Raw genomic sequence first — 25,595 nt, 5'->3', positions numbered from 1 at the left:
GAGGCCTCATCCTGCCGGAACGCGAAGATCGGCGTTATCACTCCTCGCGGCCGTCAAGATCCCCGGTTTTCGACGCGCTCGAATGGCCACGCGAGGGGACGGCGCGCTAGTGTCGATCGCAGGCACTGTCGCCGCACCCCCATCCCTCGACCTCCGAAGGCAGCAGCATGAAGATCGGCATCCTGACGAGCGGCGGCGACTGCCCCGGACTCAACGCGGTCATCCGCGGCATCGTGCTCAAGGGCACCACGACCTACGACCTGGAGTTCGTCGGCATCCGCGACGGATGGCGCGGCGTCGTCGAGGGCGACTTCATGCCCTTGACGCGGCATGAGGTGAAGGGCCTGTCCAAGGTGGGCGGCACGATCCTCGGCACCAGCCGCACCAACCCCTACGAGGGGGAGCGCGGAGGCGCCGACAACATCGCGAAGACCCTCTACGGGCACAAGATCGACGGCATCGTCGCGATCGGCGGCGAAGGCACCCTCGCGGCGGCGGACCGTCTCGCCAAGGACGGCATCAAGGTGCTCGGCGTTCCGAAGACGATCGACAACGACCTCCGGGCCACGGACTACTCGTTCGGCTTCGACACCGCCGTGAACATCGCCACGGACGCCATGGACCGGCTCCGGACCACGGGCGACTCCCACCAGCGCTGCATGGTCGCCGAGGTCATGGGTCGTCACGTCGGCTGGATCGCCCTGCACGCCGGAATGGCCGCGGGCGCGCATGTCATCTGCATCCCCGAGGTGCCGATGTCGCTGGACGAGATCACCGCGCTCGTCACGAGCGCTCACGATCGCGGTCGCGCGCCGCTCGTCGTGGTCTCCGAGGGCTTCAAGCTCGCCGGCATGGACGAGGCCTACAGCGACAAGGGCCTGGATGCGTTCAACCGTCCGCGGCTCGGTGGCATCGGCGATCTGCTCGCCCCCGAGATCGAGCGGATCACGGGCATCGAGACGCGGGCCACGATCCTCGGCCACATCCAGCGCGGCGGCTCGCCGTCGGCCTTCGACCGCGTCCTCGCGACCCGGCTCGGCCTGCACGCCGCGGATGCCATCGTGGACGGCGCCTGGGGGCAGATGGTCGCGATGCAGGGGACGGACATCGTCCGCGTCCCGTTCGCCGACGCTCTGGGCGAGCTCAACACGGTGCCCCGCTACCGCTACGACGAGGCCGCCGCCCTCTTCGGCTGACCGCTGGCTTCAGCCCCTCGCGCGGCTTCAGGCGGCTTGGTGTCTATCTTGCCTGAACTTGCGTGAGTGCCTGTGTGCGCGCGTTCGCCTGTTCTCTCGGCCTCGCGCGGTGTCAGGCTCTCGCGCGGCTTCAGGCGCCGTGCTGTCTTTCTCGCCTGTTCTCGCGTGAGGGCCTGTGCTTGTGTTCGGTCTGCTCTCCGCGAGCCGTCGCGCGACGACGTGCGCGATGCAGCCCCTGCGCGAGCGCGGCCAGGACGGTGTCCTCGACATGAGTGTCATCGACCATGACCTGGTGGTAATCGAAGCGCAGGACGGTATACCCGCGGAGTGCGAGCCTCGCGTCCGCAGCGAGATCACGCCGCCGGTCGCCGGCCGCGCTGTGGTGGCGGAAGCCGTCGATCTGGATGGCGAGCCGTTCGCCGATGACACCGTCGAGCGGATGGCCGTCCACCCACACCTGCTGTCGCACGTCGATGCCGATCGCGCGCATCCGTTCGAGGAAGACCGTCTCGGGACCGGAGTCCGACCGGCCGCGGACGGTTCGAGCGAGGCGGTCAGCAGCCTGGCACCGCCACCGCACACGCGCGAGCGTATCCAGCTCCACCGCCCCGTGGCGGATGGCGGACTCCCAGATCGCGCGGGCCTCGACGGGCGGCCGACATCGCGCGACCTGGAAGAGGACATCCAGGACGGGATCGACCGCCGCGCGCGGATGCGCCGGCACAGGCCCCTGGGCGCAATGCACCTGGACGCCGCCGCGGTCGAACCGAGAAGCGGTCCGAGGGAGGGCGACGTGCACGTCCGTGGCCCCGATGTCCCACCATCCGGCGAGAGCCGCAGCGCTCACACAGGTGACTCTCCCGCCGACCGAAGCAGCCGCCCGGCGCCGTGGATCGACATCGGGGAGGAGGAGCCACGACCGGCGCACACGCTCGAGCGTGCCTTCCTGCACCGCACGACGCATCTGGTACTCGGTGAAACCCGCCTCACGTGCGCGCGACGAATGCGCGGAGCCTCCCTGCTCTCGAACCCAGCTCTCGACCCTCGTGCGTCTCACCTCTCCACCCTGAGCGCTCGCGCAGCACTCTCCATCGCAGCACTCGAGATGGGGAGATCGTTCGCGAAATCCTGGCCCTGTGCAGGATCAGTCGTCGCGTGTGGTCACCACAGGCGTCCGCGCGAGATCAGGCAGCAAGAGCCACTTGCGCCTGATGCCGCGCGAGCGCCTGATGCCGCGCGGTAGCCTGAGCCCGCGTCGGACGCGGGAGTGCAGGCCTCCGCGCGAGATCAGGCCAGGAGAGCCACTCGCGCCTGATGCCGCGCGAATGCCTGATGCCGCGCGCCTGATGCCGGGCGTGACCGATGCGTCAGGCGAGGTGGAGGGTGTCCAGCAGCCAGGCGAGCTCGAACGCCCGCTCGCGCCAGGAGTTGTACCGCCCGCTCACGCCCCCGTGTCCCGCGACCATCTCGCACTTGAGCAGCACGTCCTTCGCGCCGGCCTCCCGCAGCCGGGCGACCCACTTGGCGGGCTCCACGTAGAGCACGCGGGTGTCGTTCAGCGAGGTCACCGCGAGGATCCGCGGGTACTCCACGCCGTCGCGCACGTTCTCGTACGGCGTGTACGACTTCATGTACGCGTACACCTCCGGGTCGTGCAGCGGGTCGCCCCACTCGTCCCACTCGATCACCGTGAGGGGGAGCGAGGGGTCGAGGATCGTGGTCAACGCGTCGACGAACGGCACCCCCGCGAGGATCCCGGCGAACAGCTCCGGGGCGAGGTTGGCGACCGCGCCCATCAGCAGACCGCCCGCGCTGCCGCCCTCTGCGACGAGCTGGGCCGGGGTCGTGGTGCCCTCGTCGACGAGGTGCTGGGCGCAGGCGACGAAGTCCGTGAAGGTGTTCCGCTTGTGCAGGAGCTTGCCGTCTTCGTACCACTGCCGGCCCATCTCGCCGCCGCCACGCACATGCGCCACGGCGAAGACGACTCCGCGGTCCAGCTCCGAGAGTCGGGCGACGGAGAAGCCCGGGTCGATGGAGTGCTCGTACGAGCCGTAGCCGTAGAGGTGGACGGGCCGGGGCGTCGCGCCGGGCTCTCCGAAGGAGCGCTTCCAGACGAGGGAGATCGGCACGCGCGTGCCGTCCTCCGCGGTGGCCCATTCCCGCCGCTGTCCGTAGTCGGCGGGGTCGTAGTCGCCGAGCACCGTCACCTGCTTGCGGAGGACGAGTTCGCGCGTCGCGAGGTCGAGTTCGTAGACCGTGCCCGGGGCGACGAACGACGTGTAGCCGAGGCGCAGGAAGGGGGAGTGCCACTCCGGGTTGCCGCTGACGCCCGCCGAGTAGAGGGGCTCGTCGAACTGCAGCTCCTCCACGGCGTCCGTCGCGTAGTCCAGGAGCCCGACGCGCTCGAGGCCCTCGCTGCGGTACTCCACCGTGGCGAAGTCGCGGAACGCATCCACCCCGAGCAGCCGTCGTCCCGGCTGATGCGCGACGACGACGCGGCGCTCGCCCTGCGGGTCGTCCGCGGCCACGGAGACGAGCTCGAAGTCCAGGGCCTCGTCATTGTGCAGGATGAGCAGGCGGTCCTCGCCGTCCACGACCGCGTGCTCGAGCGAGTACTCCACGCCCTCCCGCCGCGGCCATACCGGACGTGGCTCCGCGGTGATGTCACCGGTCAGGTCGACGAGGTACTCCTCGCTCGTGATGCTGGAGCCCACGCCGATCACGAGGTAGCGACGACTGCGCGTGATCCCGGCGCCGAGCCAGAACTTCTCGTCGGGCTCGTGGAAGAGCTTGATGTCGTCCGACACCGGGGTCCCGAGCCGGTGCAGCCACAGGGTGTCCGGACGCCAGGCCTCGTCGCGGGTCGTGTAGAGGATGCCGGTGCCGTCGGGGGTGAAGAACGCGCTGCCGGTGTCCGGGATCTCGTCGGCGAGCGTGACCCCCGTCTCCAGGTCGCGGACGCGCACGGTGTAGAGCTCGTCGCCCTCGAAGTCCGTCGACCACAGCAGCTTCGTCGCGTCGTCGGAGGTGTCGAACGCGCCGAGCGAGAAGAACTCGTGCCCCTCCGCCTCGACATTTCCGTCCAGCAGCACCACCTCTCCGGGGACGGGCACCCCCGGCTCGAGACGCGGCGGCGTCCAGTCGCCCTCGACGGCGGCGGCCCGGCAGTGGATGCCGTACTGCGCGCCTTCCTCGGTGCGGCTGTAGTACCACCAGTCTCCGCGTCGCGTCGGCACGGAGAGATCCGTCTCCTGCACGCGGCCCTTGATCTCCTGGAACAGCGTCTCGCGGAGCGCCGCCAGATGCGCCGTCTCCGCCTCGGTGTGCGCGTTCTCGGCCTCCAGGTGCGCGATGACCTCGGGGGAGTCCTTGGCACGCAGCCACTCGTACGGGTCGTCGACCGTGTCGCCGTGGTGCGTGCGGAGGGTGGAACGGCGGGCGGCGATCGGGGCGTCAGTCACCGTCCCACGCTATCCCAGGTCGAGTTGACCGGCACGGGGGACGGTGGCAGGATTTACCGGGGCCGGTAAACGGAAGTCAAACCCACGGTGAACTCTTCGTTCGTCACGTCGATCCCGTCGACATCTCCCTCTTCCTCAAGACCGAAAGCGAACGGTGGAAACCGCAGCCCTCATCGTCGTGCTCGTCATCGCGCTGGCACTCTTCTTCGATTTCACGAACGGGTTTCACGACACCGCGAACGCGATGGCCACGCCCATCGCGACCGGGGCGCTCAAGCCCAAGACCGCGGTGCTCCTGGCCGCTCTCCTCAACCTCGTCGGCGCCTTCCTGTCGACCGAGGTGTCCAAGACCATCTCCGGCGGCATCATCCAGGAGGATGCGATCCTCGCCGCGGGGGCGGAGCTGTTCCTCTCGCTGATCTTCGCCGGACTCATCGGCGCGATCACCTGGAACATGCTGACCTGGCTGCTCGGCCTGCCGTCCAGCTCGTCCCACGCCCTCTTCGGCGGTCTGATCGGCGCGACGCTCGTGGGAGCCGGCCTCGGCGGCATCGACTTCGGCGCCGTGCTGTCGAAGATCGTCCTCCCCGCTCTCATCGCCCCGATCACCGCCGGCATCATCGCCTTCGTGGCGACGAAGATCGCCTACTCGATCACTCGGCGCTATGACGGCAAGCCCGACGGGCGCGACGGCTTCCGCTGGGGTCAGATCTTCACGTCGTCTCTGGTCGCGCTCGCCCACGGCACCAACGACGCACAGAAGACGATGGGCGTCATCACCCTCGCGATGATCACGATCGGCTGGCAGTCCGGTGCGCACCACGAGCCCGAGCTCTGGGTCATCGTCGCCTGTGCGTTCACGATCGCCCTCGGCACGTATCTCGGCGGCTGGCGCATCATCCGCACGCTGGGCAAGGGCCTGACCGACGTCAAGCCGGCGCAGGGCTTCGCGGCCGAGAGCTCGACGGCGGCGACGATCCTCGCCTCCAGCGCCCTCGGCTTCGCCCTCTCCACCACGCAGGTGGCCTCGGGATCGGTCATCGGATCGGGTCTCGGTCGCCGCGGCTCGACGGTGCGCTGGCGGACGGCCGGTCGCATCGGCGTCGGCTGGCTGCTGACCCTGCCCGCGGCCGGAGGGGTCGGCGCCCTGGCGGCGCTGCTCGTCGTCTGGCTCGGTCCCTGGGGTGTGGCCATCGATGCCGTGCTCGCCGTGGTGATCATCCTCGGGCTGTACATGCGTTCGCGGCGCAACGCCGTCACGCCGGCCAACGCCATGAGCGACGTCGCCGAGTCCCACCTCGCGGTCGAGGTCCCCGACACACCGCCGCCCACGCGTCGCCAGCAGCGCATCGCTCAGGCCAAGGCGGAGGCGAAGGCCCGCGCCGAGGCCAAGGAGAAGGCGAAGGCCGAGGCCAAGGACAAGGCGAAGAAGAAGGCCAAGGCCAAGGCCGACGCGAAGGCCGCGAAGACCGGCAGCGTCTCCTCGTCCGACGCCTCGCAGAACGGGGACTCGGCATGAACGTCACGATCGACTGGATCGCCTTCCTGCAGGTGTTCGCCGCCGCGCTCATCGGCGCCGCCGCCATCGTCACCTTCTACGCCCTGGGCCTGCGTCTGCTCGTACGCAGCGGCCGGGCCCCCGTCGTGAGCCCGGCGGAGTTCACCGACGCCATCACGGTGATCTCCGAGAAGGAGCTCAAGCGGGCCGCCAAGCAGGCGGCGAAGGCGGCGAGGAAGAGCCCGCTCACCGAGGGGCAGAAGACCCTCGCCCTCGTGGGCGCCTACGGCTGCTTCGTGCTCTGCGGGGCCGCGGTCATCGCCGGCATCCTGCTCATCGTCGTCGGCCACTGAGCCTCCGGCGCGCCAGGGACGGGCGTCGGCACCCGCCCCTAGGCTGAGGGCATGTCCGCAACCAACGGAACGCCCCCGGTCTTCGGCCGATACGCCCCCGCGTCCCATGTCCTGATCCATGTCAGCGACCCGCACTTCCTGGCCGGAGGCGCGGCGCTGGGGGGACGGTACGACGTCGATCACACGTTCGCGCGGACGCTCGAGGCGATCCGCGCCGTGCATCCCGCTCCCGCCGCCATCGTGATCACCGGGGACCTCGCCGACCTCGGCGAGCCGGATGCGTACCGCCGGCTGCGTGCGGCGATCGAGCCGGTCGCCGCCGAACTGGGCGCTCCCGTGGTCTGGGTCGCGGGCAACCATGACGAGCGCCCGGCGCTCCGCGAGGCGCTCCTGGACGGCGAGCCCACCGAGGAGCCGGTCACCGGGGTGTGGGATCTCGACGGGCTGCGCCTCGTGGCCCTCGACACGAGCGTCCCGGGATGGCACCACGGCGACCTCGACCCGGCGCAGCTCGCGTGGTTGGCCGACGTCCTCGCCGAACCCGCGCCGCATGGGACGATCCTGGCGATGCACCACCCGCCGCTGCCCAGCCATCTGCCATTGTTCGACATCCTCGAGCTCCGTCATCAGGACGAGCTCGCCGCCGTCATCCGCGGCACCGACGTCCGCGGCATCCTCGCCGGCCACCTGCATTACTCCGCACACGGTCTGTTCGCCGGTGTCCCGGTGAGTGTCGCGTCCGCGACCTGCTACACCATGAACGTCGCCCGTCCGGCGGCGGAGGTGAACGGCATGGACGCCGCCCAGGCGTTCCAGCTCGTGCACGTGCGGCCGGAGACCCTCACGCACACGGTCGTCCCCGTGGTCGACGCGCCGACCGACGACTACTTCTCGGAGGAGTGGATCGCGCGGATGGCGGCGCTGACCCCGGAGGAGCGCCTGGAGGCGTTCTCCCGGAAAACCCCGCAGGGACCGGCGTAGACTGGTCACATCCCCCACTTTTCCGTTCGCCACGACCCACGAGGATGTGACATGGCTTCTGCCGCGCCCGCCCATACCCGCACCGAGACCGATTCGCTGGGGAGCATGGAGATTCCCGCCGACGCGTACTGGGGGATCCACACCGCCCGCGCCGATGCGAACTTCCCGATCACGAAGCGCCCCATCTCGGTCTATCCCGAACTGGTGATCGCCCTCGCGATGGTGAAGCAGGCCAGCGCCCGGGCCAACAAGGAGATCGGCGTCCTCGACGCCGAGCGGGCCGACCTCATCGACCGCGCGGCACAGCGCGTCATCGACGGCGAGTTCCACGACCAGTTCACGGTCGGCGTCATCCAGGGCGGCGCCGGCACGTCGACGAACATGAACGCGAACGAGGTCATCACCAACATCGCGCTCGAGATGGCCGGACGCGAGAAGGGCGACTACGGCTTCCTCTCTCCGATCGACCACACGAACCGCAGCCAGTCGACCAACGACGTGTACCCGACCGCGGTCAAGATCGGCCTCTCGCTGACGCTGCGCTCGCTGCTCGACGAGCTGGACGCCCTGCGCGTGGCCTTCCTCGGCAAAGCGGGGGAGTTCCACGACATCCTCAAGGTCGGCCGCACCCAGCTCCAGGACGCCGTGCCCATGACGCTCGGCCAGGAGTTCCACGGCTTCGCCACGACCCTGGGCGAGGACCACAGCCGCCTCACCGAGAACGCCTCCCTCATGTTCGAGATCAACATGGGCGCGACCGCGATCGGCACCGGCATCACGACCCACCCCGACTACGCGCCCGCCGTGCTGAAGCACCTGCGCGAGATCACCGGACTCGACCTGGAGACGGCCACCGACCTCGTCGAGTCCACGAGCGACACGGGCGCCTTCATGTCGTTCTCCTCGTCGCTCAAGCGGAACGCCATCAAGCTCTCGAAGATCTGCAACGACCTGCGCCTGCTGTCGTCGGGTCCGCAGGCGGGCCTCGGCGAGATCAATCTGCCCGCACGCCAGGCCGGCTCGAGCATCATGCCGGGCAAGGTCAACCCGGTGATCCCGGAGGTCGTGAACCAGGTGGCGTTCGCGGTCGTCGGCGCCGACATGACCGTGACCATGGCCGTCGAGGGCGGTCAGCTCCAGCTCAACGCCTTCGAGCCCGTCATCGCGCACTCGATCTTCCAGTCGATCACCTGGATGCGTCAGGCCATGTGGACGCTGCGCGTGAACTGCGTCGAGGGCATCACCGCGAACCGCGACCGTCTGGGCGCGATGGTCGGCGCGTCGGTCGGCGTCATCACGGCGCTCACGCCCTTCATCGGCTACGCGGCGGCCGCCGCCCTGGCCAAGACGGCCCTGCTGACCAACCGCAACGTCGCCGACCTGGTGGTCGAGGCCGGACTCATGTCCCGCGACGAGGTCACCAAGCAGCTGTCTCCCGCCCGTCTGTCGGGCCTGGAGGCGGTCACGGCGGCCATCCCGATCGTCACCCCCGACGACCTCATCCAGATCTGAGCGTCGACCGGATACGCGAAGGGGACGGGAGCTCGCAGCTCCCGTCCCCTTCGTCGCGTCCGGGTCAGTCGAGGATGCGGCAGTGCGTCGTGAGCTCGCCGATGCCGTCGATGCCGACCGTGACGGTCGAGCGGTCGCGGAGGAAGATCTGCGGGTCGCGCGAGTAGCCGGCGCCGCCGGGGCTGCCCGTGGAGATCAGGGTGCCGGGGAGCAGGGTGAGCGACTGGGAGAGGTGGGCGATGAGCTTCGCCACCGAGCGCACCATCTGATCGGTGCTGGCGTCCTGCACGGTGTGTCCGTCCACCACGGTCCAGATGTGGAGGTCCTGCGGGTCGGCGATCTCGTCGGCGGTCACCGCGAACGGGCCGGTGGGGGTGAAGCCGTCGAACGACTTGCAGCGGGACCACTGCGCCTCGGAGAACTGGATGTTCCGTGCGGTGATGTCGTTGACCACCGTGTATCCCCACACGTGCGTCAGGGCGTCCGCCTCCGGCACGTCCTTCGCGGGCGTGCCGATGAGCACGCCCAGCTCGGCCTCGTAGTCGACGGCCTCGCTGAGGCTCCGGGGCCAGGACGTGGTCTGGTCGTGACCGGTCAGCGAGTTCGGCCACAGCGTGAACACGGTCGGCGCGGCGTCGGTCTTGAGTCCGAGCTCGCTGGAGTGCGCGGCGTAGTTGAGACCGACGGCGAGCACGGCCGGCGGCGCGATCACGGCGGAGGCGAACCCCCAGCCGGTCAGCGGGTGGCGCGGGGCCGTGCTGTCGCGCAGGGCGGCGCGGAGCTCGTCGAGTCCGGCGTCTCCTCGCTCGATCAGCTGCTGCAGGGTGGCAGGCGCGTCGGACAAGAGATCGGAGACGAGGATGGCGTCCGAGCCCTCCACCACGGCGAGAACCGCCTGGGAGGAGTCTGGACGGCGCAGGTGAGCGAACCGCATGGTTCTACGCTACCGGGTGCGTGCGGCCGGTCGGGTGGAGGAAGCCCCCAGAGCCCGGCGCGGATGCTTGTGCCCCATAAGCTTTGAGCATGACCTTCGGAGGACCGTCCGACCCCCAGCAGCCCGCCCGGTACACGCCGCCGTCCGCGCCGCCCGCGCAGCCGAGTGCGTACTCCGCCGCGCAGTACGCACAGTCGCCGTATCTGCCGCCGACGTTCGGACAGCAGCCGGGCTATGCGTCGGCCCTCGCGCAGCCGACGCCCTACACGCCACCGGCTCCCGTCGCGCCGTCGCCCGCCGAGTCGCTGCCGGCTCTCCCGGTGCCGAACAAGAAGGGCCGGACGATCTCGCTGTGGCTGTTCGGCTTCCTCGGGTTCCTCCTCCTGGCGCTCATCGGCTACTTCGGCTGGGCGCTCGGACCGACCGCCTCGGTGATCGGGCTCGTCCTGGCGTTGATCCCGCTCACGATCGTCTTCCTCGGGGTGCGCATGATCGACCGGTGGGAGCCGGAGCCCAAGCGTCTCGTGGCGTTCGCCATCGCCTGGGGTGCCGTGGCCGCGGTCGGCCTCACGCTCCTCGTCGACATCGGCCTCACTATGCTGTTCGACATCCGCTCCGAGGAGTTCTCCGCGGTGATCCAGGCGCCCATCGTCGAGGAGTTCTGGAAGGGCCTCGGGGTCTTCCTCATCTTCCTGCTTGCGCGGCGCTCCTTCGACGGTCCGGTGGACGGCGTCGTCTACGGGGCGCTCGTCGGCGCGGGCTTCGCGTTCACCGAGAACATCCAGTACTTCGCGATCAGCCTGATCGAAGGCGGCGGCGAGCAGCTCGGCGTCACCTTCATCGTGCGGGCGGTGCTGTCGCCGTTCGCCCACGCGATGTTCACCTCGCTGACCGGGTTCGCGATCGGCCTCGTGGCTCGCCGGCACGCCTCCGCGGGAGCGGCCGCCGGCGCGGGCCTGCTCGGCATGGTCGGGGCGATCCTCCTGCACGGCCTGTGGAACGGCTCGGCCACCTTCGCCGACTTCTTCGGGCTCTACTTCACCCTGCAGGTGCCGCTGTTCATCGGCTTCATCCTCGGGATCGTCGCGCTGCGGCGAGAGGAGGCGCGGCTCACGCGGGCGCGCCTGGCCGAGTACGCGGCCGCCGGCTGGTTCACGCCGGAGGAGGTCACGATGCTCGCCACGCCCGCCGGGCGCAAGGTCGGGCTGGCGTGGGCGGCGCAGCTGCGCGGCGACCGCCGGCCGCTGATGCGTGAGTTCATCAAGGACGCGACGGCTCTGGCGGCGGTTCGCCAGCGGGCGATCACCGGTCGCGACCCGCTCGCGGTCGAGGACGAGCGTGCCCTGCTGATCCGCACGAGGGCGGCACGCGCCGCGCTGCTGGCCTACTGAGGGACCGCTCCGGACAGACTCAGCGCCCGGTGCTGCGGCGATGCCTGCATGTCTCCCGGGCGCTGAGTTGATCTGCCACCAGGGTGCACCCGGCCCCGGGGATGTGTCAAGGGTCTCCGCGACGGGCGGCCACGGCGGCTCGACGAGGTGTTCGCTGTGAGCAGGTGCGGTCGCGTTGACCGCGCGCGCGACGGTCGGGTTGGATGGAGCCATGACTGATCGCACAAAGCCCGAGTTCGACGCCCCGACCGGCCCTGCCCCCGCAGAACTGGTCATCCGCGACATCATCGAGGGTGACGGTGCCGAGGCCAAGCCCGGCGACACCGTGACCGTCCACTACGCCGGCGTGGAGTTCGAGTCCGGCGAGGAGTTCGACTCGTCGTGGGGTCGCGGGGAGACCATCCAGTTCCCGCTCCGCGGCCTGATCCAGGGCTGGCAGGACGGCATCCCCGGCATGAAGGTCGGCGGCCGCCGCGAGCTGATCATCCCGCCGCACCTCGCGTACGGCCCGGCCGGGGGAGGGCACTTCCTCTCCGGCAAGACGCTGATCTTCATCATCGATCTCGTCGCCGTCGGCTGACATCCTCGTTCGGAAGCGCCCCGCACCCTGTGGTGCGGGGCGCTTTCGATGTCTCCGGACTTTCTGCTCGACACGGGAATACATGCGAGTGAATGTATGTTGTCGGAAGGGTGCCGCGGACGATCGCGGTGCCATCCCTTCGCCGCCGCCGCGGCCGACGTCTCCTGAGGAGCAATCATGAGCAGCATCGACATCCCCGGTTACCGCCCCGGCACCTGGGTCCTGGACCCGTCCCACAGCGAGGTGACCTTCAGCGTCCGCCACATGATGATCTCGAAGGTGCGCGGCACCTTCGGTGTGAAGAGCGCGACGCTCGTGGCTCCGGAGAACCCGCTCGACGCCAAGGTCGAGGCCTCGGTCGACGTGACCTCCGTCGACACGAAGGACGAGGGCCGTGACCAGCACCTCCGCTCCGCCGACTTCTTCGACACCGAGAACTTCCCGACCATGGACTTCGTCTCGACCGGCGCGCGCGTCGAGGGCGGCGACTTCCTCGTGGACGGCGACCTCACCATCCGCGGCATCACCAAGCCCGTCACGTTCGAGCTCGACTTCGGCGGCTTCGGCAGCGACCCGTGGGGCAACTACAAGGCCGGTGCCTCCGCCAAGACGGTCATCAACCGCGAGGACTTCGGCCTCACCTGGAACGCCGCGCTGGAGACCGGCGGCGTGCTCGTCGGCAAGGACGTCACGATCACGCTCGACCTCCAGGGTGCGCTGCAGCAGGACTGACGCGCGCAGACCTCTCCGAACCCCGGGCCTGTCAGGGCTCGGGGTTCTCTGCGTCGTAGGCGCGGAACCGCGGGTGCCGACGGGCGAGGAGGGCGACGAGCACGATCACGAGGATGCCGCCGAGCAGCGGGGGGAACCACAGCGACGTCAGCGTCGCGAGGGTCCCGGCGTAGAGGGCGCCGACGCGGGGGCCGCCGGTCACCACGACGACGAAGAGCCCCTGCAGGCGTCCGCGCATGGCGTCGGGCACTGCCGCCTGCATCATGGTGTTGCGATAGATCGAGCTGATGTTGTCCGAGGCGCCGGAGAGCGCGAGCGCCACGCAGGCGGCGACGATGAGGAGGACGTGCGGCCGGTCCTCGCCGGCGGGCGTCGCGGAGAAGGCGCCGATCAGGAGGACGACGCCGAACAGGGCGATCGCGGCGCCGTAGGCCTCGATGGCACGGGCGATCCCACGACCGTGCCACCGGTACTGCACCACGCGGCCGGAGAACAGGCTCGAGGAGAAGGTGCCGACGGCGACCGCCGCCGTGAGGATGCCGGTCGTGAACGCCCCGCCGCCGAGGATCACGGTGCCCAGCGCCGGGAAGAGCACGAGCGGCTGCCCGAAGGTCATCGCGATGATGTCCATGACGTACTGCATCCGGATGTTGCCCGCCCGGCGGAGGAAGCGCCAGCCGTCGACGAGTGAGGCGAGACCGGGGCGCACGGTGTCGCCTTCGGGGCGCAGGGCGGGGAGGGTCCACAGTCCGAGGAACATCGACAGCATGAGCACGACGTCGATCGTGTACGTCCAGCCGTACCCGGTGAGGGCCACGAGGAGTCCGGCCAGCGCGGGGCCGGCCATGACCGTGAGTCCGAAGGCGACGCCGTTGAGCGCGGACGCGGCGGCGAGCATGCGGCGGGGGATGAGCCGGGGGACGATCGCCGTCCGGGTGGCCATGCCGACCGAGTTCGCCGCCGAATTCACGATGCTCAGCGCGTACAGCCACCAGATCGTCTCCGTCCCCGTCCACGTGAGCGCGGCGAGGAGCGCGGTGGAGGCGAACGTCACGGTGGCCGCGATCAGCGCGACCCGCCGGCGGTCGAACGCGTCGGCGAGCATGCCGCCGTACAGACCGGCGAGGATCATCGGGAGGAGACCGGCGACGGCGATCATCGAGACGGCGAACGTGCTCTCGGTCAGTTCGAACACGTGCAGCATCACGGTCACGATGGTGAGCTGACCGCCGATGCCGGCGAGCGTCGAGCCGATCCACATCCGGGCGAAGGCCGGGCTCGCCTTCAGCGGGGTGAGGTCGATCAGATGGCCGCGTCGGGAGCTCACAGGGCGATCTTCTTCTGCACATCCCGAGCCTAGTTGACCGGTGCGCCCCGCTCCGGACCCCGTGTCCCGTCGTGGTCGTTCGGGCTGGTAGACTCGTCAGGTTGCCGTTCGATCGGCCGCGGATAAAGAGAGCTCACGCATCAGGCGTCGGGCGCCGCGCAACAAGCAGAGAGGGGATCGAATCTATGGCACTGGAAGCAGACGTCAAGAAGGCGATCATCGAAGAGTACGCGACGCACCCCGGTGACACCGGATCCCCCGAGGTGCAGGCCGCGATGCTGACGCAGCGCATCAAGGACCTCACCGAGCACCTGAAGGAGCACAAGCACGACCACCACTCGCGTCGTGGTCTGTTCCTGCTCGTGGGTCAGCGCCGTCGTCTGCTCGGCTACCTCCAGAGCGTCGACATCGAGCGGTACCGCTCGCTGATCGCACGCCTTGGTCTTCGCCGATAAGGCACCACGGACCCAGCGTTCAATCGCGCAGAACATTCTTGAGAAGGCCGCCCCACGGTGTGGGGCGGCCTTCGTCATGTCCGGACGGTGTGGATCCGCTCAGGCGGGCGCCTGCACCAGGTCGGGGTGGTGGATGGCCGCCACGTCGGGGTGCGCCCGCAGGCGGGACTTCATGGCGTTCTCGCCGTAGGTCGCGTGGATCGGATTGCTCGGGTCCTCGGTGACTCCGGTGGCCTCGGCGGCGAGGTCGGCGGGGAGCTCGAGCAACGGCAGTTGCTGGTCGAGGGCGGGGTTGAAGAAGAACGGGATCGAGATGCGCTCCTCGGGCGCCCGCGGCGAGATCACCCGGTGGTTCGTCGCCTTGAGGTAGCCGCCGGTGGCGTACTCGAGCAGCTCGCCGATGTTGACGACGAAGGCGCCGGGAACCGGGGGAGCCGACACCCACTCGCCGTCACGCTCGACCTGGAGCCCGCCCTTGCCGGGCTCGACCCAGAGCAGCGTCAGCACCCCGGAGTCCTTGTGCGCGCCGACGCCCTGCTGCGGTTCCGGCTCGTTCGTGCCCGGGTACCGCACGATCTTGATCAGGGTGGACGGATCGCGGAACGTCTCGTCGAAGTAGGTCTCCTCGGCCCCGAGAGTGAGGGCCCAGGCGCGCAGGAGCTTGCGGGCGATCTCCGTCAGGGCGTCGTGCCACTCGGTGACGACCTGCTTCAGCTCGGGCTGGGCGGCCGGCCAGAGGTTGGGGCCGATGAGGCGGTTGAAGGCGGGGCCGCCGTCCACCGGCTCGCGCTCGGGGCCGATGTCGATCTGCTCGCGCCAGTCGACCTTGCCCTGCGTCCGTTCCCCGCCGATCCGGGTGTAGCCGCGGAAGTGCGGGCTGTTGACGTTCTCGATCGCGAGCTTGTCCTCCTCCGGCAGGGCGAAGAAGTCGAGGGCCGCCTGGTGCAGCCGCGCCTCGAGTTCCGGTGAGATCCCGGTGCCGGTCAGGTAGAAGAAGCCGACGTCGTGAGTGGCCGCGCGGAGGTCGTCGCGGAAGCGCGCCGCGGCCTCGGGGCCGTCGTCGAGCTGGGACAGGTCGAGGATGGGGAGCGAGAGTTCAGCCATGGACCGAGGCTATGTCGGGGATGTGGCCGGAGGACGCTCTGTTGCACTCCATTACCTCCGGCGGTGGTGTCGGGGCGGCGCCGGTTGCGGTGCTAGAGTCTCGGTGGTAAGGGATGCCTTACCTCAGTCGTCAGTCAGAGAGTGTCTCCCGTGCTCGCCACCTTCCTCATCGGACTCCGCGAGGGTCTCGAAGCCGCGCTCGTCGTCGGCATCCTCGTCGCCTACCTCCGCCGTCTCGGTCGCCGGGACGCGCTGCCGAAGATGTGGGCCGGGGTCGGTCTCGCGATCGCCCTCGCTCTGGGCATCGGCGCGATCCTGACCTTCGGGGCCTACGAACTGACCTTCCAGGCGCAGGAGCTGATCGGCGGCGGGTTGTCCCTCGTCGCGGTGGCGATGGTGACGTGGATGATCTTCTGGATGCAGCGCGCCGGCCGCACCATGAAGGCGACTCTGGAGGGCGGCATCGATCGCGCGCTGACGGTGGGTGGTCTCTGGGCGCTCATCGCGATCGGCTTCGTCTCCGTCGCCCGCGAGGGGATCGAGACCACGCTGCTGCTGTGGTCGATGGTGCAGTCCTTCGGCGACGCCCCCTCGGCCCTCGTCGGCGCGCTCCTGGGACTCTCCGTGGCCGTCGTGCTCGGCTGGCTCATCTCCCGCGGGGCGCTGCGCCTGGACCTGCGCCGCTTCTTCGCCTGGACGGGCGGCTTCCTCGTGATCGTCGCGGCCGGCGTCCTCGCCTACGCGCTGATGGATCTGCAGGAGGCGGGCGCCCTTCCTGGCCCGTTCACCGCCGCCGCTCCGCTCGACCCGGTCACCGGCGCCGTCGCCGTGGGCGCGGCCGGCTTCCCGTTCGGCTGGGCGTTCGACGTGTCGGCGGCGATCGCTCCCGGCGGCGCGCTGGCCTCCGTCCTGCAGGCCACGGTCGGCTTCATGCCCGCCATGACCTGGCTGCAGGTGCTCGCCTGGGGTCTCTACATCCTCGTCGTGGGCGGGCTCTACCTCCGCGGCCTGCGCTCGGCACGCCCTTCGACGCGCGGCGCCTCCGCCGCCACCCCGACGTCTTCCCTCACACAGCAAGGAGCAGCATGATCACCTCGCACCGGGTCCTCGCCGCGGCAGCCGCCGCGGGTACCGCCGTCCTCCTCCTCAGCGGCTGCGTCGCGAAGAGCGATGCCCAGGCGACGGCGGCGTTCGACGTCTCATCCACCGCCACGGACTGCGCCGTCTCCGCGTCCACCGCGAAGAGCGGGACGCTGACGTTCGATGTGACGAACGACACCGATCAGGTCTCCGAGTTCTACCTGCTGGCCGAGGACGGACTGCGGATCGTCGGCGAGGTCGAGAACATCGCCCCGGCCGCGTCCCGCACCCTCACGGTGGTCGCCCAGCCGGGCGAGTACTTCACGCTCTGCAAGCCGGGCATGGTCGGCGACGGTGTCGGCCGGGCGTCGTTCACGGTGACCGGAGACCGCGTGGCGGTGGACGGCCCCGACGCCGAGCAGAAGCAGAAGGCCGTCGATCTCTACGGGGCGTTCGTGAAGGATCAGGTCGGGCAGCTCGTGCCGGCCGTGGAAGACCTCGTGACCGCCTACGAGTCCGGCGACGACGAGACCGCCCGTACGCTCTTCCCGCAGACGAGGGCGTTCTACGAGCGCATCGAGCCCGTCGCCGAGGCGCTCGGAGACCTCGACCCGCGGATCGACTACCGAGAGGTCGATGCGGTGGCGGAGGGCCTGGACTGGACCGGCTTCCACCGCATCGAGAAGGACCTCTGGGCGCCGGCGAAGGACGCACTGAACGCCGACGGAGAGACCCCGGCATGGCAGGACTGGGCGCCGTCCACGCCCGCGGAGCGCGCCGATTACGGCGACCTGCTCCTGGCCGACGTGCAGGAGCTGTACGACTACGTGCACTCGGACGACTTCACCACCGCGCTGGATGACCAGGGGATCGGCGGCATCTCGAACGGCGCGATCGCACTGCTCGACGAGGTGGCCACCGGCAAGATCTCCGGCGAGGAGGACTGGTGGTCCGGCACGGATCTCTTCGACTTCGCCGCGAACGTCGAGGGCTCCAAGATGGCCTTCTCGCTGGTGCAGGACTTCGCCGCGGCGCAGGGCGCCGACGGCGAGGCCCTCGTCTCCGAGATCGAGACCGGATACACCGCCCTCGAGGAGTCCCTCGCCGCGCACGGCTCGCTCGCCGAGGGCTTCGTGGGGTACGGCGAGCTGACCGATGCCGACAAGCGCGAATTCACCGACCTCATCAACGCGCTCGCCGAGCCGCTCTCGCAGCTCACCGGCACGGTGCTCGACTGACGACGGCACACGGAGGAGCACGGACGTGAACGAGTCGGAATCCGTCGCCCGGGAGGCGCCGGCGGCCCTGCCGTCGGAGCCCTCCGGCGGCGGTCTCAGCCGCCGCGGGCTGCTCGGGCTGGCCGTCGGCGGTGGTGTCGCCGGCCTGGCCGTCGGGCTGGGGGCCGGGACGGCCGGAGGCATGGCGCTCGGGCGGGCGCGTGCCGCCGAGGACGCCGAGTCGCGGTACGAGTTCTTCGGCGCGCACCAGGCCGGCATCACGACGCCCGTGCAGGACCACCTGCACTTCGCGAGCTTCGACATGATGCCCCGCACCGATCGGGACGACCTCATCTCCCTGTTGCAGGACTGGTCGTACGCCGCGGCGCGGATGACGCAGGGGCTGGAGGTGAGTGCGAGCGGCGCGGTGAACGGTCCCGCCGAAGCGCCCCCGGATGACACGGGGGAGGCGCTGGGGCTCCCCGCCGCGGGCCTGACCCTCACGTTCGGGTTCGGTCCGGGGCTGTTCGAGAACGAGGACGGCGATCGCTACGGTCTCGCCGCTCGGCGTCCGTCCGGCCTCGAACGGCTCCCCGCCTTCCTCGGGGACGACCTTGATCCGGCGGCGTCGCACGGCGACCTGTGCATCCAGGCCTGCGCCGACGACCCCCAGGTCGCTGTGCACGCGATCCGCAACCTCAGCCGCATCGCGTTCGGGCGGGCCCGCCTGCGCTGGTCGCAGCTCGGATTCGGCAAGACCTCGCGCACGACGGCAAGTCAGGCCACGCCCCGGAACCTCTTCGGCTTCAAGGACGGCACGGCCAACATCCTCGCCGACGACACCGCGGCGCTCGCCGAGCACGTCTGGGTCGCCGAGGGTGACGAGCCGTCCTGGATGGCCGGCGGTTCGTATCTGGTCGCCCGGAAGATCGCCATGCTCATCGAGACCTGGGACCGGGTGCGCCTGGCCGAGCAGGACACGATCATCGGACGGGACAAGGGGGTCGGGGCACCGCTCTCCGGAGGCGACGAGTTCACGGCCCCCGACTTCCGCGACTCGGAGATCGATGAGAACAGTCACGTCCGGCTCGCGCATCCGGAGCAGAACGACGGCATCCGCATCCTGCGCCGCGGGTACAACTACGTCGACGGCAACAACGCCCTGGGACGACTCGACGCCGGGCTGTTCTTCCTGTCCTACCAGCGTGATCCCGCCCAGTTCATCAGCCTGCAGCGCCGCCTGTCGACCGACCGACTCAACGAGTACATCCGTCACGTGGGCTCGGGCATCTGGGCCATCCCGCCGGGAGCGCGACCGGGTTCGTACGTGGGGGCGGAGCTGTTCGCCTGAGCAGACTCAGCCGGCGACGACGTCTTCGAGGACGGCGACGGCGTCCGCGGCGAACGCATCCGCTCCGGCGTGATCGTGAGCGGTCACCGTCACCACCGCGTCGCCGAAGAACAGCAGCAGCTGGCCGTGGGCTCCGTGCAGCCGCCACGCCCGCCCCGGACCCTGCCAGCCCGCGAGCGCATAGCGGTCATAGCCAGGGTTGACGCCCGCGACGACGCCGTCCTCGTGCATGGCGTCGATCCACTCCGGGGCGACGAGTCGACGTCCCTGCCAGGAGCCGCGATCACGGATGAGCAGCCCCAGGCGCGCGACCTCCTCGGTGCGGAGCGGCAGGCCGCCACCCGCCTCGATGCGTCCGTTCGGGCAGCGGGACCACGTCACGTCGTCGATGCCGAGCGGGGCGAAGAGGCGCGTCGAGAGGTAGTCGCCGACGTCGCCCACGCGGGTCGCGAGGGCGGTCATCGCGGTATAGGTGCTCGCGTTGGAGTACTGGAACACACGCCCGCGCGACGGCCGTCGCAGGAACTCGCGGGCCAGATCCGGCCAGTCCGTCATCAGCGTCTCGGACCACGGCAGGTCGATGCCGCTCGACATCGACAGCAGATGACGCAGGGTGACGTGAGCGACGCCCTCGCCGAGTTCGTGCTCCGGCAGGAGGGTGGCGACGGTGTCGTCCAGGCCGATCAGTCCGTCGTCGGCGGCGAGGGCGGCCGCAAGCACGCAGACGCCCTTCGCGATCGAGTGCACGTCCTCACGGACGTCGGGCGTCCAGCGGTGATCCGCGGTGTCGTCGCCGATGCGCACGTGGAGCCCGTGCGCGGCGAACCCCTGGGAGTCGGCGATGGCGACGAGCCGGTCCCGGACCTCGGACGCGGGGTGGGCGGCTGTCATCGCGGACGCCGGGAGCCGGTCGGATCGTTGCGGCGACCTTCCCGCGACGCGAGCTCGGGATCGGCGAACAGCCACCGCGGCCGCGGCTCCACGAGCGGACGGAACACCCGTCGCACGGGCTTGGTCGCGAGCAGCAGTGCGAGGACCACCGAGAGCGCCGTGACCGCAGGGAGCCAGAACCAGGTCGGCTCGAGGTCGCGCAGCACGCCGCTCTCGCGGAACGGGTAGAGCACGAAGGAGTGCAGGAGGTAGACGTACATCGTGTACTGACCGAACGTGGTCCACCAGTACGCGCCGCGGGGGATGAGGGCGAAGAAGGCGGCGCACAGCACGACCGCGAGCAGCATGAGCAGGATGCGGATGCCGCCGGCCCACCACTGGTCGCCGACGAGGTCGACGTAGGAATCCTCGTAGAACAGCCAGTGCCGCAGGTCGACCGCCTGCCACAGCGGCAGCCAGTTCCACGCCGCCCATCCGGCCGTGCCGAGGACGACGAGCGCGAGGACGCGGCTCCACCACGGGCGGACGTCGAGGAGGCGGAGGCGGTCGACGACGTTCTTCTCCCGGAGCCACCAGCCCAGGGTGAAGAACGGCAGCAGGCCCAGGGTCCGGGAGAGTGAGAACGTGCTGTCGACGTTCGGCAGATAGCCGGCGCCGATGGAGATCACGATCGTCCACAGCAGCGGCCAGCGCAGGAGCGCGAGGTACGGGAGGACGAGACGGAAGATCCCGAGCGCGAGCAGGAACCAGAGCGTCCAGCTGGGCTGCGTCGGGTTCGGGGTGGTCTCTCCCTCCACGAGCCACTTCGTGAGCGTCCAGAGCGCCTCGAAGATGACGTAGGGGAGGATGATGTCGGTGATGACGCGGGCCATCTGCGTCCGGGTGGGGGAGCCCGACTTGGAGAAGTAGCCCGAGATGATGGCGAACGCCGGCATGTGGAACGCGTAGAGCGCCAGATAGAAGGCGAAGGCGATGTCCGAGTCGTAGCTGAGGCGCTGGATGGCATGGCCCAGCACGACGAGGACGATGCAGGCGTAGCGGGCGTTGTCCCAGAAGGGCACGCGGCGGCGTCTGCGGGGAACCGGTCCGGTGCTGGGTCCTGTGGTGCCGACCCCGGTGGTGCTCATTCTCCGAGGCTACCGGTCGGGAATAAAGTTGCCGTGCACGCGTTGACCCAATTACATTCAAATGAATAGAACCGGATGTCCGGCATCCGATTCGGAGAACACGGAGCAATCATGAGCGAGCAGTCAGGCGCGCAGGCGATGCAGTTCGGCATCATGTCGGTCAGCGACATCACCCGCGACCCCACCACGGGAGTCACCCCCAGCGAGCAGGAGCGGATCAAGGCGACGCTGGCCATCGCCACGCACGCCGAGGAGGTGGGCCTCGACGTCTTCGCCATCGGCGAGCACCACAACCCGCCCTTCTGGTCGTCGAGTCCCACGACATTCCTCGCCGCGCTCGCCGCCCAGACGGAACGCCTCATCGTCTCGACCTCGACGACGCTGATCACGACGAACGACCCGGTGCGCATCGCCGAGGAGTACGCGATGCTGCAGCACGTCTCGGACGGCCGCATGGACCTCATGCTGGGCCGCGGCAACACCGGCCCGGTGTACCCGTGGTTCGGGCAGGACATCCGTCAGGGCCTTCCGCTCGCGATCGAGAACTACGCGCTGCTGCACAAGCTGTGGCGCGAGGACGTCGTCGACTGGGAGGGCAAGTTCCGCACGCCGCTGCAGGGCTTCACCTCCACGCCCCGTCCGCTCGACGGCATCGCCCCGTTCGTGTGGCACGGTTCGATCCGCACCCCGGAGATCGCGGAGCAGGCCGCGTACTACGGCGACGGCTTCTTCGCGAACAACATCTTCTGGCCGAAGGAGCACTACCAGCGGCTCATCGAGCTGTACCGTCAGCGCTTCGAGCACTACGGCCACGGCACGCGCGAGCAGGCGATCGTCGGTCTCGGCGGCCAGGTGTTCATGGCCGCGAAGTCGCAGGACGCGGTGAACCAGTTCCGCCCGTACTTCGACAACGCGCCCGTCTACGGTCACGGCCCCAGCATGGAGGACTTCACCGAGATGACCCCGCTGACCGTGGGATCACCGCAGCAGGTGATCGACCGGTACGCGGCGATGCGCGAGCACTACGGCGACTACCAGCGCCAGCTGTTCCTCATCGACCACGCGGGTCTGCCGCTGAAGACGGTCCTCGAGCAGCTCGACATCCTCGGCTCCGAGGTCGTGCCGGTGCTCCGCAAGGAGCTCGCGAAGGACCGCCCGTCCACGGTGCCCGACGCGCCGACCCACGCCGCGCGCGTGCGGGCGACGTACGGCGACGGGCCTACCCGGCAGGCGCGCCCCGGTGCGAACCGCGGAGACAACCTCACCGGGGACTCGCCCTACCAGGACACGCCGGCGCCCGCGGGTGCCGCCTTCGGACTCGGCCGGAAGGAGGCCTGACATGACCACGCGTCGCATCGCCGTCGTCTCGGCGGGGCTGTCCAACCCCTCGTCCACCCGGATGCTCGCCGACCGGCTGGCCGCGGAGACCGTGAAGGCGCTCGCGGAGCGCGACATCGAGGCCACCGTCGACGTGATCGAGCTGCGCGACCACGCGCACGACATCACGAACAACATGCTGACCGGCTTCGCGCCTCCCGCACTCGAGACGGCGATCAACACCGTCGTCTCGGCCGACGCGCTGATCGCGGTCACCCCGATCTTCTCGACGAGCTACTCGGGCTTGTTCAAGTCGTTCATCGACGTGCTCGACCCGGACGCGCTCACCGGGAAGCCGGTGCTGATCGGAGCGAACGCGGGAACGCCACGGCACTCGCTCGCGATCGACTACGCGATCCGTCCGCTGTTCGCCTACCTGCATGCCGAGGCCGTGTCGACGGGCGTCTTCGCGGCGTCGAGCGACTGGGGCGGCGCGGGGGACGACGTCGCGCCGCTGGCGAAGCGGGTCGAGAAGGGAGCGAGGGAACTCGCCGAGGCGGTCGCGCGCCGGGATGCCGCCGCGGTCGTCGACCCGTACGACCCCGCCACCTACCTGGGTGAGGGACGCTCCTTCGGTCACATGCTCGGCGGTCTCGCCGGGGAGTGACCGGAACGGCCGCCCGACAGCGACGTGCCCCGTGCCTTCCGGCGCGGGGCACGTCCGTGTCTGCGGAGGGGGATGCGGGAGCAGGAGACCGGCTCCCGCATCCTCGCGGTCAACCGCTCTTGCGTCGGAACTCGCGCCGCGTCTGCGGGGCGTGGGCGGCGTGCACGGCGGAATCGCCGTCGAGGTGAGCCTCGCCCTGCCGGTGGTGCGCGTTCTTCTTCTCGAGCGCTTCCTTGAACTTGCGCTTCATGTCCTCGGAGGAGGAGCCGGCGCCTTCTTCGGTGCTCATGCTCCCGAGCCTAGAGCACGGCCGGACGAGCGGCGAGGGTCGCCGCGTCGGTCGCGACCGACCCCGAGGCGGTGAGCGGGAACCAGAGCGCGGATAGCCGGTGACCCGTTATCCAGCATCCGGTGAACATCCGGTGCCCGACGCCGATTCCCCTCGGCGGGGACGGGGAGCGCCGCCATCCTGAGGGTGTGAGAGTCGCGATCGTCACCGAGTCCTTCCTTCCGCACATGAACGGTGTGACCGGATCCGTGATGCAGATCCTCCGTCACCTGGAGCGCCGAGGGCATGACTCCTGTGTGCTCGCTCCGGCCGCGATCGGAATGCCGGTGGAGCTGCACGGCGCGCCTGTCACCGCGATTCCCAGCGTCCCGCTCCCGGGGTACCGGGACGTCCGGGTGGGCGCGGCGACCACTCGGAGGATCGGCGCGGAGCTCGACCGCTTCCGTCCCGACGTCGTCCACCTGGCGTCGCCGTTCGCGCTCGGGTGGCGGGGCCTGCTCGCCGCAGAACGCGGGGGTGTCGGAACGGTCGCGGCGTACCAGACCGACGTGGCCGCCTATACGGAGAGATATCGCGTCGCGGCGACGACCGGGATCGCCCATGCCCACATCGCCCGACTGCACAGGAGGGCCACACTCACGCTCGCGCCGTCCACCGAGTCGGCACAGCAGCTGAGCCGGCTCGGCATCGACCGCATCCGGCCCTGGGGGCGGGGTGTGGACGCCGAGCTCTTCCACCCCTCGCGGCGCAGCGACGCGCTTCGGGCCGAGTGGGGAGCCGAGACCGTCATCGGCTACGTCGGACGCCTCGCCCCCGAGAAGCAGGTGGAGGATCTCGCCGCGCTGCACGGCATCCCCGGCACGCGTCTCGTCATCGTCGGAGACGGCCCCCGGAGGGAGCGGCTGCAGGAGCAGCTTCCCGACGCCCTCTTCCTCGGGCGGCTCGACGGGGAGGCGCTCGCGGCGGCGCTGGCCTCCTTCGACGTCTTCGTGCATCCGGGGGAGAGCGAGACCTTCGGGCAGACACTCCAGGAGGCCCATGCGAGCGGTGTCCCCGTGGTCGCCACAGGCAGAGGAGGCCCGCTCGACCTCGTCCGGCCCGGCGTCGACGGGTGGCTCTACCGACCAGGAGACCTCGCAGAGCTCCGCCGTCGCGTGACCGATCTCGCCGGAGACGAGCGCCGGCGTCGGGCGTTCGGGGAGGCGGGCTGGAGCGCGGTGCAGGGCCGGAGCTGGGCGCACCTCGGAGATCAGCTCCTGGATCACTTCGAGGAGGCGCGGACGCTGCATGCCGTGGACCGTCGTCTGCGCGCTCGCCGCCTCGTCCGGCCGGAGCCGGCCCCGCCCGCCCCCGCGCGCCGCTGGCGGCGGATCGTCGCCCTCGGCGACTCGGTGACCGAGGGCCTCTGCGACCCCGGACCCGATGGGGCGCTCCGCGGGTGGGCGGACCGGCTCGCGCTGCTCCTCGCCGCGCGGGGAGGCCTCCACTACGCGAACCTCGCGATCCGGTCGAAGCGGGTGTCCGACGTGTGCGGACCGCAGCTGGAGCGGGCGCGCGAACTCCGCCCCGACCTGGTCACCGTCCTGGTGGGTGCCAACGATCTCGTGAGGCACCGCGTCGACGTGCCCGCGCTCGCCGCGAGCCTGGAGACCGCGGTGCGGCGGCTTCGCGCGACCGGTGCCGACGTGATCCTGGTCACGCCGTTCCTGCCCGCCCGCCGAGCGGCGGCGCTGTACGCGCGGCGCTTCTCCGCCTTCGCCACGGCGCTCGCCGGGGTCGCTGCGCGGACCGGTGCGATCCTCATCGACACGGATCTGCTCCCGGCGCTGGGAGAGCGACAGCACTGGGGCGAGGACCTCGTGCATCTCGGCAGTCGGGGGCACCGCGTGCTCGCCTATCGCGTCGCGGAGGTGCTCGGGGTACCGCACGCCGATGCGCTGGGAGCGCTGGATGCGGCGTTGCACGAGAACGAGCCGATCGGACGAGCGGCCTGGTGGCGGCAGTACGCGCTCCCGTGGGTGTGGCGACGACTGCACGGCCGCGCCGCGGGAGACGGGCGTCGGGCGAAGCACGACGACTACGTCTACCTCGGGCGCTCCACCGTGCCGCAGGACGCCAGTGTGGTCTGACGG

General features: G+C 70.2%; 23 protein-coding genes. 15 read left to right on the top strand and 8 right to left on the bottom strand.

All coding sequences use genetic code 11. The annotated features are described in order from the left end of the window. Window positions 1–167 precede the first annotated feature (167 nt). Window positions 168–1,196: a 6-phosphofructokinase gene (locus BV453_RS15770; protein ID WP_025103187.1), complete on the top strand. Its 1,029-nt coding sequence runs from the start codon at window positions 168–170 to the stop codon at window positions 1,194–1,196. A gap of 130 nt (window positions 1,197–1,326) precedes the next feature. Here the strand turns inward: BV453_RS15770 and BV453_RS16800 are convergent, their stop codons facing one another. Both BV453_RS16800 and BV453_RS15760 read right to left on the bottom strand, forming a co-directional pair. Then, complete coding sequence (locus BV453_RS16800) at window positions 1,327–1,995, bottom strand: endonuclease domain-containing protein (RefSeq protein WP_249522017.1); 669 nt, start codon at window positions 1,993–1,995, stop codon at window positions 1,327–1,329. A 568-nt stretch (window positions 1,996–2,563) separates the two neighbouring features. Next, window positions 2,564–4,657 (bottom strand): S9 family peptidase, encoded by a 2,094-nt coding sequence (locus BV453_RS15760; RefSeq protein ID WP_249522016.1) that lies wholly within the window; start codon window positions 4,655–4,657, stop codon window positions 2,564–2,566. Window positions 4,658–4,811: 154 nt separating this feature from the next. On the opposite strand from BV453_RS15760, the gene BV453_RS15755 reads away from it, so the two are divergent. Genes BV453_RS15755 through BV453_RS15740 form a run of 4 tightly spaced genes read left to right on the top strand, consistent with a single transcriptional unit; the run spans window position 4,812 to window position 9,001 of the window. Next, complete coding sequence (locus BV453_RS15755; protein WP_025103190.1) at window positions 4,812–6,176, top strand: inorganic phosphate transporter; 1,365 nt, start codon at window positions 4,812–4,814, stop codon at window positions 6,174–6,176. Continuing rightward, window positions 6,173–6,508, top strand: a complete 336-nt coding sequence (locus BV453_RS15750) for a hypothetical protein (protein WP_025103191.1) — start codon at window positions 6,173–6,175, stop codon at window positions 6,506–6,508. The genes BV453_RS15755 and BV453_RS15750 overlap by 4 nt, the downstream gene beginning before the upstream one ends. Window positions 6,509–6,559: 51 nt before the next feature. Further along, window positions 6,560–7,489 carry a phosphodiesterase gene (locus tag BV453_RS15745; RefSeq protein WP_249522015.1) on the top strand — a complete coding sequence of 310 codons (930 nt, stop codon included), beginning with the start codon at window positions 6,560–6,562 and terminating at the stop codon, window positions 7,487–7,489. A 51-nt stretch (window positions 7,490–7,540) separates the two neighbouring features. Next, window positions 7,541–9,001 carry an aspartate ammonia-lyase gene (locus BV453_RS15740; RefSeq protein WP_249522014.1) on the top strand — a complete coding sequence of 487 codons (1,461 nt, stop codon included), beginning with the start codon at window positions 7,541–7,543 and terminating at the stop codon, window positions 8,999–9,001. Window positions 9,002–9,065: 64 nt separating this feature from the next. Here BV453_RS15740 and BV453_RS15735 read toward each other — a convergent pair whose 3' ends face one another. Next, window positions 9,066–9,935 (bottom strand): fumarylacetoacetate hydrolase family protein, encoded by an 870-nt coding sequence (locus BV453_RS15735; RefSeq protein WP_025103194.1) that lies wholly within the window; start codon window positions 9,933–9,935, stop codon window positions 9,066–9,068. An 89-nt stretch (window positions 9,936–10,024) separates the two neighbouring features. On the opposite strand from BV453_RS15735, the gene BV453_RS15730 reads away from it, so the two are divergent. The 3 genes from BV453_RS15730 (at window position 10,025) to BV453_RS15720 (ending at window position 12,638) form a co-directional block, all read left to right on the top strand. Next, window positions 10,025–11,326: a PrsW family intramembrane metalloprotease gene (locus BV453_RS15730; RefSeq protein ID WP_025103195.1), complete on the top strand. Its 1,302-nt coding sequence runs from the start codon at window positions 10,025–10,027 to the stop codon at window positions 11,324–11,326. A 211-nt stretch (window positions 11,327–11,537) separates the two neighbouring features. Then, window positions 11,538–11,906 carry an FKBP-type peptidyl-prolyl cis-trans isomerase gene (locus BV453_RS15725; RefSeq protein WP_025103196.1) on the top strand — a complete coding sequence of 123 codons (369 nt, stop codon included), beginning with the start codon at window positions 11,538–11,540 and terminating at the stop codon, window positions 11,904–11,906. A gap of 177 nt (window positions 11,907–12,083) precedes the next feature. Beyond that, complete coding sequence (locus BV453_RS15720) at window positions 12,084–12,638, top strand: YceI family protein (RefSeq protein ID WP_025103197.1); 555 nt, start codon at window positions 12,084–12,086, stop codon at window positions 12,636–12,638. A 31-nt stretch (window positions 12,639–12,669) separates the two neighbouring features. Here BV453_RS15720 and BV453_RS15715 read toward each other — a convergent pair whose 3' ends face one another. Next, window positions 12,670–13,965: an MFS transporter gene (locus BV453_RS15715; protein ID WP_025103198.1), complete on the bottom strand. Its 1,296-nt coding sequence runs from the start codon at window positions 13,963–13,965 to the stop codon at window positions 12,670–12,672. 185 nt (window positions 13,966–14,150) lie between these two features. Between BV453_RS15715 and rpsO the strand changes: the two genes are divergently transcribed. Beyond that, entirely contained in the window at window positions 14,151–14,420 is a 270-nt protein-coding gene (gene rpsO, locus BV453_RS15710) for a 30S ribosomal protein S15 (protein WP_017203073.1), read from the top strand. Window positions 14,421–14,519: 99 nt separating this feature from the next. Here the strand turns inward: rpsO and BV453_RS15705 are convergent, their stop codons facing one another. Next, a complete protein-coding gene (locus tag BV453_RS15705; protein WP_025103199.1) occupies window positions 14,520–15,524 on the bottom strand; it encodes an isopenicillin N synthase family oxygenase in 1,005 nt (334 codons plus the stop codon). A gap of 150 nt (window positions 15,525–15,674) precedes the next feature. On the opposite strand from BV453_RS15705, the gene efeU reads away from it, so the two are divergent. From efeU to efeB, 3 genes are all read left to right on the top strand, one after another. Further along, window positions 15,675–16,613 (top strand): iron uptake transporter permease EfeU, encoded by a 939-nt coding sequence (gene efeU, locus BV453_RS15700; protein WP_025103200.1) that lies wholly within the window; start codon window positions 15,675–15,677, stop codon window positions 16,611–16,613. Further along, on the top strand, window positions 16,610–17,842 hold the full coding sequence (gene efeO, locus BV453_RS15695; protein ID WP_249522013.1) for an iron uptake system protein EfeO: 1,233 nt from the start codon (window positions 16,610–16,612) through the stop codon (window positions 17,840–17,842). The genes efeU and efeO overlap by 4 nt, the downstream gene beginning before the upstream one ends. Window positions 17,843–17,909: 67 nt before the next feature. Beyond that, window positions 17,910–19,172, top strand: a complete 1,263-nt coding sequence (efeB, locus tag BV453_RS15690; protein WP_283399104.1) for an iron uptake transporter deferrochelatase/peroxidase subunit — start codon at window positions 17,910–17,912, stop codon at window positions 19,170–19,172. 6 nt (window positions 19,173–19,178) lie between these two features. Here the strand turns inward: efeB and BV453_RS15685 are convergent, their stop codons facing one another. Both BV453_RS15685 and BV453_RS15680 read right to left on the bottom strand, forming a co-directional pair. Then, a complete protein-coding gene (locus BV453_RS15685) occupies window positions 19,179–20,063 on the bottom strand; it encodes a serine hydrolase (RefSeq protein WP_249522011.1) in 885 nt (294 codons plus the stop codon). Continuing rightward, window positions 20,060–21,190, bottom strand: a complete 1,131-nt coding sequence (locus BV453_RS15680; RefSeq protein WP_025103204.1) for an acyltransferase family protein — start codon at window positions 21,188–21,190, stop codon at window positions 20,060–20,062. Before BV453_RS15680 ends, BV453_RS15685 begins: the two co-directional genes overlap by 4 nt. Before the next feature lie 111 nt (window positions 21,191–21,301). On the opposite strand from BV453_RS15680, the gene BV453_RS15675 reads away from it, so the two are divergent. Together BV453_RS15675 and BV453_RS15670 are read left to right on the top strand one after the other, a co-directional pair. After that, window positions 21,302–22,528, top strand: coding sequence for an LLM class flavin-dependent oxidoreductase (locus BV453_RS15675; protein ID WP_126893042.1), 1,227 nt, complete (start codon window positions 21,302–21,304; stop codon window positions 22,526–22,528). Between the two features lies 1 nt (window position 22,529). Then, a complete protein-coding gene (locus BV453_RS15670) occupies window positions 22,530–23,174 on the top strand; it encodes an FMN reductase (protein ID WP_025103206.1) in 645 nt (214 codons plus the stop codon). A gap of 109 nt (window positions 23,175–23,283) precedes the next feature. On the opposite strand, the gene BV453_RS15665 is transcribed toward BV453_RS15670, so the two are convergent. Further along, the gene (locus BV453_RS15665) at window positions 23,284–23,463 is read right to left on the bottom strand and encodes a DUF5302 domain-containing protein (protein ID WP_025103207.1); all 180 of its coding nucleotides are present in this window, start codon (window positions 23,461–23,463) and stop codon (window positions 23,284–23,286) included. A 188-nt stretch (window positions 23,464–23,651) separates the two neighbouring features. Here BV453_RS15665 and BV453_RS15660 point away from each other — a divergent pair, with 188 nt between their 5' ends. Then, on the top strand, window positions 23,652–25,592 hold the full coding sequence (locus BV453_RS15660; protein WP_025103208.1) for a GDSL-type esterase/lipase family protein: 1,941 nt from the start codon (window positions 23,652–23,654) through the stop codon (window positions 25,590–25,592). Window positions 25,593–25,595 lie beyond the last annotated feature (3 nt).

The sequence above is a fragment of the Microbacterium sp. ER1 genome (assembly GCF_023383675.1).
GTDB lineage: Bacteria > Actinomycetota > Actinomycetes > Actinomycetales > Microbacteriaceae > Microbacterium.
The sequence above is the reverse complement of the archived record's forward strand: the minus strand, read 5'-3'. Positions and strand labels throughout refer to the sequence as shown.